13 protein-coding genes are annotated in these 15999 nt (G+C 67.9%); 8 read left to right on the top strand and 5 right to left on the bottom strand.

The window, feature by feature from the left end:
- The first annotated feature begins 193 nt into the window (after positions 1-193).
- A complete protein-coding gene (locus ACFVMC_RS25770) occupies positions 194-2260 on the top strand; it encodes a neutral/alkaline ceramidase (RefSeq protein WP_379214320.1) in 2067 nt (688 codons plus the stop codon).
- Positions 2261-2296: 36 nt separating this feature from the next.
- Here the strand turns inward: ACFVMC_RS25770 and ACFVMC_RS25765 are convergent, their stop codons facing one another.
- On the bottom strand, positions 2297-4066 hold the full coding sequence (locus ACFVMC_RS25765) for an FAD-binding dehydrogenase (protein ID WP_379214318.1): 1770 nt from the start codon (positions 4064-4066) through the stop codon (positions 2297-2299).
- Between the two features lie 179 nt (positions 4067-4245).
- Between ACFVMC_RS25765 and ACFVMC_RS25760 the strand changes: the two genes are divergently transcribed.
- A complete protein-coding gene (locus ACFVMC_RS25760) occupies positions 4246-5586 on the top strand; it encodes a flavin-containing monooxygenase (RefSeq protein WP_379214316.1) in 1341 nt (446 codons plus the stop codon).
- Positions 5583-6566, top strand: coding sequence for an NAD-dependent epimerase/dehydratase family protein (locus ACFVMC_RS25755; RefSeq protein ID WP_379214314.1), 984 nt, complete (start codon positions 5583-5585; stop codon positions 6564-6566). Before ACFVMC_RS25760 ends, ACFVMC_RS25755 begins: the two co-directional genes overlap by 4 nt.
- Before the next feature lie 3 nt (positions 6567-6569).
- On the opposite strand, the gene ACFVMC_RS25750 is transcribed toward ACFVMC_RS25755, so the two are convergent.
- The 3 genes from ACFVMC_RS25750 to ACFVMC_RS25740 form a co-directional block, all read right to left on the bottom strand.
- Positions 6570-7586, bottom strand: a complete 1017-nt coding sequence (locus ACFVMC_RS25750) for an AraC family transcriptional regulator (protein WP_379214312.1) — start codon at positions 7584-7586, stop codon at positions 6570-6572.
- Positions 7583-8152: a TetR/AcrR family transcriptional regulator gene (locus ACFVMC_RS25745; RefSeq protein ID WP_379214726.1), complete on the bottom strand. Its 570-nt coding sequence runs from the start codon at positions 8150-8152 to the stop codon at positions 7583-7585. The genes ACFVMC_RS25750 and ACFVMC_RS25745 overlap by 4 nt, the downstream gene beginning before the upstream one ends.
- Positions 8153-8280: 128 nt before the next feature.
- Positions 8281-9696, bottom strand: a complete 1416-nt coding sequence (locus tag ACFVMC_RS25740) for an amidase (protein ID WP_379214310.1) — start codon at positions 9694-9696, stop codon at positions 8281-8283.
- A gap of 101 nt (positions 9697-9797) precedes the next feature.
- Between ACFVMC_RS25740 and ACFVMC_RS25735 the strand changes: the two genes are divergently transcribed.
- From ACFVMC_RS25735 to ACFVMC_RS25720, 4 genes are all read left to right on the top strand, one after another.
- The gene (locus ACFVMC_RS25735; RefSeq protein ID WP_379214308.1) at positions 9798-10445 is read left to right on the top strand and encodes a TetR/AcrR family transcriptional regulator; all 648 of its coding nucleotides are present in this window, start codon (positions 9798-9800) and stop codon (positions 10443-10445) included.
- A gap of 211 nt (positions 10446-10656) precedes the next feature.
- Positions 10657-12633 (top strand): YhgE/Pip family protein, encoded by a 1977-nt coding sequence (locus ACFVMC_RS25730; protein WP_379214306.1) that lies wholly within the window; start codon positions 10657-10659, stop codon positions 12631-12633.
- Positions 12630-13796, top strand: coding sequence for an MFS transporter (locus tag ACFVMC_RS25725; protein WP_379214304.1), 1167 nt, complete (start codon positions 12630-12632; stop codon positions 13794-13796). The genes ACFVMC_RS25730 and ACFVMC_RS25725 overlap by 4 nt, the downstream gene beginning before the upstream one ends.
- A 32-nt stretch (positions 13797-13828) precedes the next feature.
- The gene (locus ACFVMC_RS25720; RefSeq protein ID WP_379214303.1) at positions 13829-14491 is read left to right on the top strand and encodes a TetR/AcrR family transcriptional regulator; all 663 of its coding nucleotides are present in this window, start codon (positions 13829-13831) and stop codon (positions 14489-14491) included.
- A 78-nt stretch (positions 14492-14569) separates the two neighbouring features.
- Here the strand turns inward: ACFVMC_RS25720 and ACFVMC_RS25715 are convergent, their stop codons facing one another.
- A complete protein-coding gene (locus ACFVMC_RS25715) occupies positions 14570-15001 on the bottom strand; it encodes a hypothetical protein (RefSeq protein ID WP_379214301.1) in 432 nt (143 codons plus the stop codon).
- 196 nt (positions 15002-15197) lie between these two features.
- On the opposite strand from ACFVMC_RS25715, the gene ACFVMC_RS25710 reads away from it, so the two are divergent.
- A complete protein-coding gene (locus ACFVMC_RS25710; RefSeq protein ID WP_379214299.1) occupies positions 15198-15992 on the top strand; it encodes a hypothetical protein in 795 nt (264 codons plus the stop codon).
- Positions 15993-15999 lie beyond the last annotated feature (7 nt).

Raw genomic sequence — 15999 nt, 5'->3', positions numbered from 1 at the left:
TCGCGTGAGGTCACCCAGCCGGCGTGGGGAGTCCGGCATACGGCACGGTCCATTCGTACCAGAACCGGTCATGTGCGGCGAAGCGGAGCAAGCCGGGTGTCCGGTTATGCCCTGTCGGCGGCCGGAAGCGCCCTCCCGCTGAGGTTCCTGGAGGGCTTGAATACCCGAAATCGGTTGAGCGGAGGAGATTTTGATGTGCGTCACACCTGGGGGCCGGGAATTCTCGCGGCGGTCGTTGCTGGCGGGGACAGTGGCTGCGGGGGCCGCGGTGGGTTTGCGGGGTGCCGGGGTGGCGCGGGCGGACGGGGAGGACTATCTGATCGGGTGTGGGATCGCGGACGCGACCGGCGCGGTCGCAGGGCAGGGCACGATGGGGTATTCGGATGTCGAGATCGTCGCCGAGGGCCTGCTGATGCGGACCTGGGCGCGCGCGTTCGTGATCGAGGACCGAGCGACCAACGAACGGGTCGCCTACGTAACGGTAGACATCGCCTGTGTGTTCCAGTCGGTGCATCTGGAGGTGATGCGGCGCCTGGCTCAGCGCTTCGGTGACCGTTACACCGAACGCAACGTGAATATCAACGCCACGCACAACCACAGCTCGTGCGGCGGCACGGCGCGCGAGTACGCGTATTCGCTCGCGGCCTACGGGTTCCAGCAGAATTCGCACGAGGCCGAAGTCGAGGGCATCGTCGCCGCGATCGCCGCGGCGGACGCGCGGATGGCGCCGGGTTCGGTGTGGCTGGGGCGCGGCGAACTGCACGACGCCAGCGCCAATCGCGCCCGCGTCGCCTTCGAACTCAATCCCCCTGAGGACAAGGCGGTCTTCCCGAATGCCATCGATCCGGCGGTCACCGTGCTGCGCCTGCGCCAGGGCGGCGTCGATGTGGGTGCGATCGCGTGGTTCGCCACCCACGGCACGTCGCTGTCGGACCGCTACCGGTTGATCGCGGGCGAGAACAAGGGCTACGCCAGCTACCGCTGGGAACACGACGAACGCGGTGTGCGCTACCACGACGACCGGCCCCGCTTCGTGGCCGCGTTCCCGCAGACCAACGCTGGTGACATGTCGCCGAATCTCAATCTGACGCCGTGGCGCCCGTCCGGGCCGACCGATGACAATCACCTCAATTGCGCCCTGATCGGTGAGCGCCAATATCAGGCCGCGCGTGCGGCTTTCGACAGCGCGCGCCCCATGCGCCGGGTCGGCGTGGATGCGATGACCCGCTACGTCGACATGGGAAACATCGAGATCGACGGCGCCTACACGCCGGACGGAAAAGCGGCGCGCACGACACCGGCGATGATGGGAATCACGTTGGCGGCCAACAAGTCGACCGACAACTACCACCACATCATCCCGATCCTCGAAGAGGGCATGACCAACCCGCTCGTGGCCGCTCTCGGCGGTGTCGACGGACCGATCGAGCAGTGGGTGCGCGATGCTCAAGCGCCGAAACTCGTCCTGGTGCCGCTGGGTACGCTGCCACCGCGGCCCTGGGTGCCGAATGTGGTTGCGATTCAACTGATCCGGCTGGGTGAGCTGGTGCTGGCCGCGGGCCCGGCGGAGTTCACCGTCGTCGCGGGACTGCGGATCCGCCGTGTTGTCGCCCGCGCACTGGGTGTGCCGGTCGAAGATGTGCTGGTGCAGGGCTACTCCAACGGCTACACCGGTTACTCGGTCACGCCGGAAGAGTACGTCTCCCAACAGTACGAGGGTGGTCACACCGTCTACGGGCGCTGGACCCTCTCGGCGTACATGCAGGAGTTCGACCGGCTCGCGCGGGCGCTCGCGACGCGATCCGATCCGGGCCGGGGCCCGGCTCCGCTGGACTGGACGTCGGGGCTGCAGCCCAGTCTGCTGCCCGACGTCCCGGCGGACGTACCAGTGGACAATGGACGATTCGGCGACGTCCTGGTCGCCCCCGAGCCCACGGTTCAGCGTGGGCAGACGGTGACGGTGGAATTCGCCGGAGCTCACCCGGCGAACGATTTCCATACCGGCCGAACGTATTTCGAGATCGAGCAGGCCGAAGGTTCGCGGTGGCGCCGGGTATTCGACGATAACGACTGGTGTACCGAGTTCCGGTGGTCGCGCCCGGAGGGGCAACCGGCCGCCTCGCGGATCCGGATCCAATGGAGTGTCCCGCCGACCGCGGACATCGGCCGATACCGGATCAGCTATCACGGCGACGCAAAGGACCAGGACGGCGGGCTCACGCCGTTCACCGGCATCTCGCCGGACTTCACCGTCGGCTGAGAAGCGGGCCCGGTCCGAGGGGGACCGGGCCCGGTATCACGCGCTGTCCCGAGCCGCCGCCCGTCCGGTCTCGCGCCCCGTGAACAGACAGCCGCCGAGGAAGGTTCCTTCCAGCGCGCGGTAGCCGTGCACGCCGCCACCGCCGAATCCGGCGACCTCACCGGCCGCGTACAGGCCGCGAATCGGTTCGCCCCGGGCGTCGAGAACGCGTCCCGACAGATCGGTTTGCAGCCCGCCGAGCGTCTTGCGCGTGACGATATTCATGCGAATGGCGATGAGCGGTCCGGCCTCGGGGGCCAGGATCGGGTGCGGTTCGGTGGTACGCACCAGGCTGTCCCCGATGTAGGCACGGGATCGCCGAACAGCGAGCACGCCCGGATCGGTGCTGGCAGGATTCTGAATCTCGGTGTCGCGCAGCATGATCTGGTCCCGCAACCGATCCACCGCGATCAGGTCACGTCCGGCGAGCCGGTTCATTCCGGCGACCAGCCGGGGTAGATCGTCCGCGATGACGAAGTCCTCGCCTCGATCCAGGAATGCCTGCACCGGAGGCGGGACATCGGTGAGTGCCTGCATCGCAAGATATCCGGCGAGATCCTTGCCGGTGAGCTCGGGATTCTGCTCGGATCCCGACAGGACGAATTCCTTCTCGGCGATTCGCTTGTTCAGCACGAACCATGAGTAGTCGTATCCGGTCCGCATGATCAGTTCGAGCGTGCCGAGGGTGTCCACGCTGGGGATGCCGGGTTGCGGGAAGCGCTCGCCTGCGGCGTCGAACCACATGGCCGACGGTGCGGCGAGTACCCGGATGCCGTGGCCGGGCCAGATGGGGGAGTGGTTGGCGATGCCTTCGGTGTAGTGCCACATGCGATCTCGGTTCACCAGCCGGGCGCCCGCGGCCGCGCTGATTCCGAGCATGCGGCCATCCACGTGCTCGGGAACGCCGGTGATCATACGCGCGGGTGGATTACCGAGCCGGGCGGGCCAATTCCGGCGCACGAGTTCATGATTGCCGCCGATTCCGCCGGTGGTGACGATCACCTGGGCCGCGCGGAACTCGAAATCGCCCGCCACCGTGCGGGAACTCGGGGTGCCGCGCACCGCGTCGCTGGGTTCCAGCACAGCGCCGCGTACACCGATGACGGCGCCGTCGCTGACCACGAGTTCGTCGACCCGGTGCCGGAATCGCAAGGTCACCGCCCCGCCGGCGGCCGCGCGCACCATCCGGTCGAACGGTTCGACCACGCCGGGCCCCGTGCCCAGCGTGACATGGAAGCGGGGCACCGAGTTACCGATGCCGTTGTCGGCCTGGCCACGCTCGGCCCAGCCCACGACCGGCACCCAATTCAGCCCGAGCGATCGTAGCCAGGACTGCTTCTCGCCGGCGGCGAACTGCAGATAGGCCTCGGCCCACCGCTTTCCCCAGTAGTCCTCGCCATGCACGTCGTCGGGTCCGCGATCCCAGCCCGCTGTGCGGAACCAGTCGCCGCGGGCCAGGTCGAGCGAGTCCTTGATCCCGGCCAGTCGCTGTTCGGCGGAGTCGATCAGAAACAGTCCGCCCAGCGACCAGTGCGCTTGGCCGCCGAAGCCGCTTTCGGGCTCCTGATCGAGCAGCAGCACCCGGCGCCCGGCGGCTACGAGTTCGGTGGTGGCGACCAGACCGGCCAGGCCCGCGCCGACCACGATGACGTCGGCGGCGGCGTCGGCGCGGGCCGGGAGCGCGCCCCGGATGGTCCAGGCGGCAGCCGCGGTAGCGCCGCTGAGCGCGAACAGTCCGCGGCGAGTGAGGGGCGAATCGAAAGTCATAGCGCAGGTCCTTGTGTGGCCGAGGGACAGAATCCTCATTCCAGCGACGAAAAGCCGGTGCTGGGAGGGCTTTTCCAGCCCGGCAGGGGGCAGAACCGGACACCGGGGGCACGAGCTCTTCTGGCCCGCGCGTCGATCCGGGTTTGATTCCGATGTTCTCGAATTCGAACGGAGGATTCATGTCGGAAAAGACCGTCTGTGTGATCGGCGCGGGGCCCGCGGGGCTGTCCGCGGCGCGGGCGCTGAAACGGCTGGGAATCGATTACGACCACTACGAACGGCATTCCGACGTCGGCGGAATCTGGGATCTGGACAACCCGGGAACGCCGATGTACGAGTCCGCGCATTTCATCTCGTCGCGAAAGACCTCGGGCTTCTTCGATTTCCCGATGCCGGAGAGCTTTCCCGATTATCCGGGCAACCGGCAGATCCTGGCCTACACTCGCTCGTTCGCCGCGGCCTACGGTCTGCGGGCGGCGATCCGGTTCGGCACAGCGGTCACCGACGTCGAGCAGGACGGCCGCGCGTGGCTGGTCACCCTCGACGACAGCACCGTGCACCGCTACGGTGCGGTCATCTGCGCGACCGGCGTGACCTGGTCGCCGCGGACCCCGCAGCATCCGGGCGAATTCGCGGGCGAGATCCGGCATTCGTCGACCTATCGCAGCCCCCTCGAATTCCGCGGGCGGCGCGTACTGATCGTCGGGCTGGGCAATTCCGGCGCGGATATCGCCTGCGACGCGGCCGCGAATGCCCAGGCCGCGTTGGTCAGTATTCGGCGCGGATACCATCTGATCCCCAAACATATCTTCGGTATTCCCTCCGATGAACTCGCCAACGGCGGACCGCAGATTCCACTCTGGCTGGAACGCCCGTTCTTCCGCGGCATACTGCGCCTGATACAGGGCGACCTGACGAAATACGGTCTGCCGAAACCGGATCACAAGCTGTTCGAATCGCATCCGCTGCTCAACAGTCAGCTGATCCACTATCTCCAGCACGGCGACGTCGCCATTCGTCCCGATATCGCGGCTCTGGAGGGCTCACGGGTGCGATTCACCGACGGCAGCACCGAGGAGGTCGACCTGATCCTCTACGCCACCGGTTACGACTGGTCGATCCCCTACGCGCAGCGGTACTTCCACTGGGACGAGGGCCGTCCCGACCTCTACCTCTCGGTGTTCAATCGTGAGCACCACAACCTGTTCGGACTCGGCTACATCGAGATCAACTCCAGCGCGTACACACTGTTCGATCACATCAGCAATATCGTCGCCCAGTATCTGCACGACCAACGGCACAATCGGTCGCGCGCCGCCGAATTCGACCGGCTGATCGCGACCGATCGGCCGCGGCTCGACGGCGGCATCGACTTCCTGGCCTCGGCGCGGCACCGCGCCTACGTCGACGCCCGCGCCTACCACCGCTATCTGGGCACACTGCGCAAGCGGATGGACTGGGACGACCTGACCCCCGGCCGATTCGACGCGATCCGCTCGTCCGGCGAGGTCCGGGCATGAGGTGTCTGGTCACCGGCGCAACGGGATTCGTCGGCGCGAACCTGGTGCGGGAACTGCTCGACGCCGGGCACGAGGTCACCGCCTCCGGGATGCCGGGGTCGCCGACCCGCTGGCTCGAGCAGCTGCCGATCAGTATTCGGCTCGCCGACCTCACCGCACCGGGCGCGGCCCGTGACCTGGTCGACGGCCACGAGTGGGTCTTCCACGTCGCGGGGGACACCTCCACGTGGTCGGGACTGGCCGAACAACGACGGCTGGTCAACGCCGTCGTTCCGGCTCTGCTCGCCGACGCCGCGCTCGAAACCGGTGTCACCCGGTTCCTGCACACCAGTACCACCGACGTGCTCGGCTATTTCCGGGACGGCCGTCCGGTCGACGAGAACGGCGGTGATCACCTGTTCACCGGGATCGGCTACCACTACGCCGACACCAAGCTGGCGGGAGAGCTGGCGGTGCGGCATCGGGTCGAACGGGGCCTGGACGCGGTGGTCGTCTATCCGGGGTTCATGATCGGCCCCTATGATTACACCCTCCAGATCGGGCGGGTCATCCGCGCGTTGCAGGAGGGCCGCCGCTATCCGTGCCCGCCGGGGACGACCTCCTGGTGCGATGTGCGGGCGGTGGCGCGCGGGATGATCGCCGCGCTCGAACGCGGCGCCACGGGCGGCAGCTACATTCTCGCCGGTCCGAATCGCAGCTACCAGGATGTGTTCTCACGCATGGCCGAATTGGTCGGGGCCGCGAAAAGACCGCTGGCGGTGCCGCGCCCGCTGCTGGGCGTGGTCGGTGCGCTGAGTGACCTCGGCGCACTGGTCACCAGATCCGCACCGGAACTCGATTCCGGTCTGGCCCGGTATCTTTCGCTGCCCCAGGCGACCAGCAGTGCCCGTGCCATCGCCGAATTGGGTTACCACCCGGGCGATATCGACACCGCGATTCTCGACGCGGCCTGGTGGTACGAGAAGCACATGCCCCGGTGAGGGTCAGCGGGCGCGGCGGGTGGCGCTGGGCGGCTGCCCGGTCCAGCGGACATAGGCCCGGCGGAACTCCCGGATATCGCCGTAGCCGACCTGGTGGGCGACCGCCGCGACCGGCAGCGTCGACTCGCGCAGCAGCGCGGTGGCACGACGCTGCCGTACCCGGTCGCGGACGCCGCTGAAACTGACACCGGCGGCCGTGAGTCGCCTGCGCAGGGTGCGTTCGGTGATGTGCAGCCGGGCGGCCACCTCGCTCATGCTCAGGGGATACCGCAGGTTCTGCTCTAACAGGGCTTCGACGATGGCCACCACGTCCGGCTCTCCGCGGCCGACGTCGAGTAGGCGGCGGCACGCGTCCACCGCGATCGCCCGGGTCGGCTCGTTGCGCGTGGCGAACGGCAATTCCAGTGTGCTGAAGGGAAATACGGATCGATTGGCCTGGGCGCCGAACTCGACCGGGCAGCGGAAGAACCGCTCGTAGCGGTGCGCGTAGGGCGGCGGCGGGTAGCTGAGCTCCACCCGCGTCGGCGCCCAGTCCGGGCCGACCACCGAGCGCACGAAGACGGTGGTGCTGCACAGTGCTTCCTCGCAGAGAAAGCTGATCAGCTCCGGTTCCGGGCGCCGTTCGTGCAGTCGCAGGGCCGTTGCCCCGTCGTGGGCCTCGAGTTCGAGATCCATCAGGCTGCCCGACGCCTGGTGCAGTTCCAGGCCGATCGCCAGCGCCTCGCCGACGGTAGCGGCCGAACGCATGGCCACGCCGAGCATGCCCAGGGACAGCAGGAGGTCGCGGCCGCCGATCTGCATGCCCAGTGGGCGTCCGGGCATATCGCCGACGGCCCGGCGCAGCACCGTGATCGCTTGCCGGAACGACACTTTGATCGAATCCGCGTTCAGCACCTCGGCCGCGGTCAGGTCGGTGCCGGTGAACCACCGGTCGACCGCGCGGTCTTCGCGCAGGCCGATTTCTACCAGCCCGCTCAGCACGGCGGGCGGGATGGTGGGCAGGTCCAGTCTCGCGGTCATGATCGCGCTCTGGGTAGCAGTTCGGAGCCGAGCCTGCGGGCCATGGCGCGCAGCCGCTCCCGGGTGGCGGTCTCGGGCTCGGTCAGCCGCAATTGCAGGAGTTCGCGGCTGGCCGCCTGTAGGACGCGGGCGGTGTACTCCGGATCCTGCATCTCCGGATCGAACTGCAGCAGTTTCGTGACGAAATACTCGCGGACCACCGCCTGAGCGTGCGCGAGGCGTTCGTAGAGCTCCGGCGGCGCGCCCTGCGGCGGGAACAGGAACAGGCGCCAGGTCGCGGGATGGGCGTCGACGGCCTCGAGAACGGTGTCGAAGGCACGCAGGGCGGGATTCTCGTCGACTGCGCCGCCCACAGCCTGCGCGAACTGTGCGGCCGCGCGAGCGGCCTCGCGATCTATCAGAGCGATGAACAGCCCCGCCGGATCGCCGAACTGCTGGTAGAGCAGCGATCGGTTGATGCCCGCGGCGTCGGCGATCCGGTTCGGAGTGGCGGCATGGAAGCCCTCGGCGGTGATGATCGCATGCGCTGTATCGAGGATCTGTTGCCGTCTCGCATCGGCGGTCATTCGGCGTCGCGGCGTCGGGGTCATGCTCAACAGGATAACTAACAATGAGTGAGTAGTGTTGCCGGCCTGGGTCGATCTCGGGGAAAACGCGTCGGATGAGCTCCGGCCGCACGGTCCGCGGGGCGGTTTCAGGCGGTCGCCGACGGTGGCAGATCCTGAATCCTGGGGAACGGTCGCGCGAGTTCGAGGGTGTAGGCGAGTTCGAGCAGTGTGCGTTCGTCACCGTGTGCGGCCGAGAGTTGCACTCCGATCGGAAGCCCTTCGGCCGATAGTCCGGCGGGAAGTGAAATCGCCGGTGCGCCTGCGACATTGTGCAGCGGCGTGAACGACACATAGTTGATCAGGCGTTCGATCAGTTCATCGAATGGCACCGATGGCGACAGGTAGCCCAGCGATGGGGGAAGCTGCGCGAGCACGGGTGACAACACGATGTCGTGCGTGCCGAACCAGGCCGAGTAGGCATGCTGAACGCCGCGCAGCCGGAACAAGGTCGCGGGCATCCGGTGCAGCGACCGTCGGTGATGGTCGCGCAGACCGAGGGTGAAGGCCTCGGCACGGGCGGTGCTCCACGATCGATCCAGTGCCAGCTTGGCCGTGCTCGTCGCCAGGTCGGCCAGTAGTCCGTAATATCGGACGAAATCCCCGACGAAGCCGGAAGTGACCGGCGCGCAGGCCGATTCGACGAAATGCCCGGCCTGCTCGAGCACGGTGGCCGTCCGCTCGACGGCGTCACGGACCTGATCGTCGAGCGCGGCGCCGGTAGGCGAGTCGAGTAGGACGCCGACGCGAAGCCGGCGCTGCGCGGGTCCGAGAACCTGCCCGATCGGCGCGAGCCGCGGGTTGCGGCGGTGCTGCTCGGCGGCGGCGAGGAAGGCGGCGGTATCCCGGACCGTCCTGGTGACCACGCCCTCACCGACCAGATTGATCGGCATGAACCGTGTCGCCTCGCTGTCGATCAGGCGACCGCGGGACGGCTTGAGGCCGACCAGTCCGGCGCAGGCGGCGGGAATGCGGATCGAACCGCCACCGTCATTGGCGTGCGCGAGCGGTACTACGCCCGCGGCGACCAGCGCGGCGGCGCCGCCCGAGGAGGCGCCGACCGAACGCTCGAGGTGCCACGGATTGCGGCACGGTTCGGCGTCGACGAATTCGGTACTGGCATTGAGCCCGAACTCCGGAAGCCGCGACTTGCCCAGTGCGGTGACTCCGGTGGCGAGGAACTGGCGAGTGAAAGTGCCGTCCTTGGTCGCGGACCGCGCCGTGTACGCCGAACTCCCGTTCTGTGTCGGCAAACCGGCGAGTTCGACATTGTCTTTGATGTAGGCCGGTACACCGGCGAGCGCGGCGGAACCGTCGGTGCCGTAGCGCGGTCGGTCGTATGTCGTTGCGATGGCCCGCAATCGGCCGTCGACCCGGTCGGCGCGCGCTGTCGCGGCGGCGGCGAGTTCGGCGGCGTGCACCTCCCGGGCGGTGATTCGCGCCGCGAGTCCGACTGCGTCGTCATCGCCCAACGCGTCATCGGCGAAGGCGTGGACTCGGATCATCGGCACTCCTGGCAGGTCTGGAAGATTTCCAGAAAGGCTAGAAGATCTTCCAGATATTGTCTAGAAGGTCTTCCAGAGATCCTGCTCTAGGATGAGAACCCATGACTTCCCGTCGTCACGGTCCCAGCGCCCAGGCGCGTCGCGACGCCCTGCTCCGGGCGACAGTGGAGATCGTGGCGGAACGCGGGGTCGCCGCTGTCACCCATCGCGCCGTCACCGAGCGCGCGGGTCTACCGTTGGCGACCGTCAGCTACTTCTTCTCCTCGATCAGCGAACTCGAGACCGAGGCGCTGCGCGTCTTCGTCGCCGAGGAGCGCGCGACCCAGGTAGCGGCGGCCGAATGCCTGGCCGCCGAGCAGTTGACCGCCGACGCTGTGGGCCGCGCGCTCACCGCGGCGACGGCGCCGCGCTATCCCGACAGCTTGGCATTCTTCGAATCCCTGTTGCACGCGGCGCGATCCGAGGACTTCCGCGACGCAGTACGCGAGGCGCTGGACGCGTCGCGCGCGGTCGCGAACGCCGCGCTGCAGGCGGTGGGCGCGCCGGATCCGGAGACCGTCGCTCCGGCGCTCACCGCGCTCGCGCACGGCATGGCCCTACATCAGTTGGCTGTTCCAGGCAGCATCGATGAGTCCGGATCGTTCCAGGCGTTCCGTGCGCTCGTGCTCGGCTATCTGCTCCAGTCGGGCCACACCGACTTGGCGCTGGCTCTGGCCCAGGATGCGAGCAAGGCGGACGCCGCGCGCTGACCCGCCGGGTGGGCTGACATTTCGAGGCGACCTGTATCCGGCTCGGGGTATTTCCGGCCGCGCGGGGGGCTTTCGCGGACACGGGCTGGACTGGGGATGCCGCTGTGCTGCCGACCGCCCTACGTTCGTGCGATACCGCCGGACCCTTGTCGACACGGGCGTCCTGGCTGCTCCGCGCCGGTTCCGGCGCAGCCGAGAGAGGACCATCCCTATGTCGCCCACTGCCTGTTCGCCGTCGCTCTTCGACTGGTTGCGCCGGCGAAACGTGGTGCGGCGATCGCGCCTGACCGTTCCGCTCGTGGTGCTCGTCCTGATCGTGCCCACCCTGATCTCCGCGGTGTACATGTGGGTCCTGTGGGACCCGTCGAACTATCTCCGGCGGATCCCGGTCGCGGTGGCCAACGAGGACACCGGAATCGTGGTCGACGGAGCCCACCAGAACATCGGCGCAGAGATCGTCGACGACCTGACTGCCGGCGGTGACCTGGCGTTCCATCGCGTCAGCGGTGCCGAAGCGATCGAGGGGCTGCGGCAGAATCGCTTCACCTTCTCGGTGGTGATTCCCGCCGGATTCACCGCCGATGTTCGCTCGGTGACCGATGCGCGCCCGGCTCAGGCGCGAATCATGGTGTACTACAACGACTTCAATGGCACCTATGGGAGCACCGTCGCCGAGATGGTGCTTGCCCAGGCGCGTCAGCAGATCGCCGGCTCGATCGGCAAGGAGTACGCGACGGAGGCGCTGGTCGGCCTGAACAATCTCGCTGACGGGCTGGGAGCGGCTCGAACGGGTGCCGCGCAGCTCGCCGCGGGGACCAGCGAACTCGCCACCGGTACGAGGCAATTGACCGACGGCCTGGATGCTGCCGGAACCGGAGTCGCGCAGCTGAGCGCCGGAACAGGACAGCTGCGAGCCGGTACGGGGGAAATCGCCGCGGGTGCCGCCGCCCTGCGCAGCGGCACCGACGAACTCGGGGTGGGCGCCACCCAACTCCGGGACGGGATCGACCAGGCCCTCGGCCCGGTCCTCGCCGCCCTGAGCATCGCGGACGGCCTCACCACCGATCTGACTCCTGTGCTGGACCGCCTGGCCGCCAGTGACGATCGCGTCCTCGTCGACGCGGCGGGGCGGCTGCGGCTACTCCTGGATCAGGTCGGGGGCATCGACCCCGACAGACTGGCCGGTCAGTTGCGGGCGCTGAGCGACGGTACTCGCGAACTGGCCCGGCAGCTGACCGACCCGAACGCCGAGTACCGCGCGGGCGTGTCGGCGCTGGCCGACGGTAGCGGGCAGCTGAGTCGCGGGGCCGTCGAACTCGACAACGGTATGTCCCAATTGTCGACGGGGCTGGCCGAATTGGCCGATGGGGGGCGGCAACTGCACGCGGGTGTCGGTCAGCTCGACGCCGGTGCGCGAGAACTCGAGTCGGGCCTGGGTGCGGGCGCGGCGCGGGCTCCGCACATCGCCGATGTCGAGGCCTCCGCCGCTATCTTCGGCGAGCCGGTCCGGCTCGACGCACACAATCAGCAACCCGCGCAGGTCGTGGTCGACGGTGATCTGGCGAACAAGGAACTCGCGCAGGGCAGCGGCCCGCTCGTAGTGCTCCTGGCGGTGTTCCTGACCGTCATCGTGGCATGGATGCTGTTCGCCCCGGTCGCCCGGAACGTGACCGGGACGGGGTGGCCGGCATCGGCGCTGGCACTGCTGCGCAGAACCTGGATCGTGGTCGGCGCGGGTATCGCCGCCGCCTTGCTCGCCGCCGCGCACGGTGCGTCGGTGGGCTGGTCACCGCAGAACTGGCCGACGATGCTGGTACTGGTGGCGTTCATCGGCACGGTCGCGGGCATCATCGCCCAGCTCTTCGTGACCGTCCTCGGCCGGTTCGCCGGGAGTCTCGCCGCGTTCGCCTTCTTCATGTTCCAGCTCTTCGCATTCGGCGGTGTCTACCCGGCCGGCACGACTCCGACGCTGTTCCGGCCCATCGGCGATATCGCTCCCATGACCTACGCGCGCCGCGCGATGCTGCGCTGCGATCTCGGCCTGTACGACCAGATGTTCTGGACATCGGTGGCAGTGCTGGCGGTGATGGCCGCGCTGGGCTTCGGCGCGGCGGTGTGCACGCATCGACTCGTCGTGTCCGCGAACGGACTGGCCGGCGCGCAGTCGGGCTCGGATGGCCGGGCATGAGGGCGGCGCGCTGCTCGGCCGCGGCCGCCTTTGCGATCCAGGGCTTCTTCCTGGCGGTCATTCTGACCGAATTACCCCAGCAGAAGTCCGAGTTCGGTTTGTCCGACGGACTTCTCGCGGGCTCGGTAGCGGCCATCTCGCTGATCGCCGGGCTCGGCAGCGTGCTCGCCGAACGGATCGCGATGCGCTGGTCCAGTGCGCTCGCCCTGCGGATCGGGCTGTTCGCGATAGCGATCACCGGGGCCGGTCTCGCGCTGGCGCCGGACGCGACTTGGCTGATCGCGTTGCTGTGTGTCTACGGCCTGGGTATAGGCATGGTGGACGCGGGTGCGAACATGCAGGCCGTTCTGGTGCAGCGGGAGTACGGCCGGTTCATCCTGTCATCGTTCTATGCGGCGTGGAGTGCCGGCTCGATTCTCGGCGCGCTCTTCGTATCTGTCTGTGCGGCGGTGGATGTCGCGCTGTCCACGGTGATCCTGGTGGCGTCGGCGGTCGTCGCGGCGAGTGCGCTCGTGGCGAGTCGGCGGCTGCTGGATGCCGCGGGGCGGGATCGGCCGCCATCCAGCGTTCACTTGCCCACACCGATTCCAGGGCGGGTCCTGCTGGGGCTCGGCGCTGTGCTGGGCCTGGCCTTCGGCATCGATCTCGCGGTGGGGAACTGGTCGGCGCTGTATCTGACCGATGAGCTGCTGTCGTCGCCGGCCACTGCCGCGCTGGCCCTGGCCGCGTATCAGTGCGCCGCACTCTTCAGCCGGCTCACCGGCGACCCATGGGTTCGACGGTTCGGTCCACGCGCGGTTGCCCGGGCCGCGGCCACCATGGGTGCGGCCGGTCTGGCCACCGTGGTCTTCGCGGCCCAGCCCGCTGTCGCTATTGCCGGGTTCGTCCTCGCCGGTGTCGGCTCGGCCTTGCTCGCGCCGCTGTGTTTCGGTGAAATCGGGTCTCCCGCCGCGGGACCCGATCTGGAAGCCGCTGTGGCGCGGCTGAATATCTTCAACTACGCCGGAACCCTGCTCGGCGGCGGTGTCGTGGGTGTGGTCGCGGCGGTGGCGGGGATGCGCGCAGGATTCGTGGTCCCCTTCGTCTTCGCGCTCACGCTGTTCGGTCTGGCTCGGACCTTCCCGGCGCGGATCCTGCCGGAGTCGACGAACCTCCCTTGCTAGAGGTTCAGCAAGTCGAGTGCTACTTTTTTTTCATGACCGGCGGCCAGGAGGCGAACAATACGAAGCCACGGCGCCGTACGCAGCAGGAACGTACCGCGCAAGCCGAACGGGCGCTGCTCGACGCGGCCGCGACGCTGTTCGCGCGTCGCGGCGTCGAGCGGACCTCACTGGCCGACGTCGGAGTGCACGCCGGATACAGCCGGGGCCTGGTCAATCACCACTTCGGCAGCAAGGCAGCCCTGGTCGAGCGATTGGCTCGTGACATCCAGGAAGAGTTCGTTCGCGAAATCATCAGCCGGATCGACGAATCCGACGACGATGCCGTGGAGATCATCGCGGGCATGGTCGGCGACTATCTGAACGGACTGGTCGAGCATGAGGAAACAGCCCGGGCATTCTTCGTCATGTGGTCGGCCGCGATCCCGCGTGAGGCAGCCCTGCGCCCGGTGATGGCTCCCGACGATGCGCGGTTCCGTCTGGGCGTGGAGGGCGTATTACGCAATGGACAAAAGCAGGGGTCGGTCGATCCAGCCCTCGATCCAGCAGCGACGGCACTGACCATCGTCGGGCTACTGCGCGGGGTCGTCGCGCAGTATCTCGTAACCCCCGCGACCTACGACCTCGCGGCCGCGATCGAATCCAGTCGGCGGTTCGTCCGCCGCGGTTTGTCGCCTGAACGCCAGGGGCGAGAATAGCGACTTGCCGCGGCGAACGGCTCATAGCGGTCGCGGCCGAGATCGGTAGACCTACCTGGTCGGAGGCGGGATCTCCGCTCAGGGGAGCTGTTCCCAGTTCTCCGTGTGGGCACAGCTGTCGAATCCGAACTGCTGCGCCGGGGCCATGAGCGCATCACTCGCCTGCTTCTGGATTCCGAACTGCATCATGATGACCAAGTCCTTGCCCATGCGGGCATCGGCCTTGAGGTTCATCAGTTCGGTCATCGCCTCGATGTACTTGCCGAGCTGGTCCAGCCACATATTCAGCTCGGCCTGCCCGGATTCCGGTGCCGGCATGGCTTTCACGCTGTCGCGAAGATCGGTGACGAGCGCTTGCCGTTCCCGGATCCGGTTCGTCGACTGATCCGTCAGGCCGAGGTCTCCGCTCAGCTGGAATCGTTCAGTGATGGTCTGGCACTTGGCATCCGCCTTCTCGACCAGGTCTTCCTTGGCTGAGGACGAGCAAGCGGCGAGTACGATGACCGACACCAGTCCGAGGACACCTATCCTCGAGGCCGTCGCCGTTCTGCGCCCACCCGTCGATCCCGGAATCACTTGCGCTTGCCGTTGTATTCGCATGAATCGCCACGGTAGGTGTCCCGCTCGGGACCGGTCCCGGCGATCGCTGTCAGGATCGAGACGTCGGCAGCTCGCAGAGGGCAGGGTGAGTATCAGGATGTGCCGCATGTTGGAACCTGTGGGTGGGCAGTCGCTGCCCGCATCGCACGACAGTCTCGCCCGTGGGGTGTCGGCACCGTCGGCGGGGTCGGTGTCGGCACTGTCGCTCGTGGGCGGGGTCAGCTTCGGCCCCAAGGAGGGGCGGACGGTCGTCTTCGGCCGCAACCGGCCGCTGGTTCATGTGTGCGTCGGCGAGAACGACCTCCGGATCAGCCGGCACCAGGGCTCTCTGGTCTGCGGCGGCGGTCGATGGTGGGTACACAATCTCGGTACGCAGCCGATCCGGATCGCGGAGTCGGGCCTGCTGTTCCGCGACGAGAACCCGTTTCCGCTGGAGTGCGGATATACGCCGCTGTTCATCCGGGGATCGCAGCGGCGCGAACATCTCCTGGAGATCTTCGTCAGCGATGCCGGCGGCGGCGAGCCAGGACCGCGCCACCGGAACGTGACCAATGCGGCTGTGTCCTACTCGCTGACCGGGAGCGAGCGCCTGGCCCTGGTCGTGCTCGGTCAGCGTTACCTGCGCCGCGAACCGAGCCCGCAGCCGTGGACGTGGGAGGCCAGCGCGCGCCTTCTCGCCGACATCGAACCGGACACCGGATGGAAGCGCCGCCGGGTCGAAGAACTCGTGGCCGGGGTTCGTCAGCGCTTGAGTCGGCTGGGCGTTGCCGGACTGACGGCCGCGGAGGTGCCGCAGCCGATCGGAAACATGTTGAACCACAACTTGATCCGTGAGCTGCTGCTCACCGGGACGTTGGTCCCGCGCGATCTCGCCCTGATCGATTTCTGCGGCGAGGACTGAGCGGCGC

It is taken from the genome of Nocardia sp. NPDC127579 (assembly GCF_042672005.1).
In the GTDB taxonomy this organism is placed as follows: domain Bacteria; phylum Actinomycetota; class Actinomycetes; order Mycobacteriales; family Mycobacteriaceae; genus Nocardia.
Note: the sequence above shows the minus strand (reverse complement) of the source record. Positions and strands in the feature narration are given on the sequence as shown.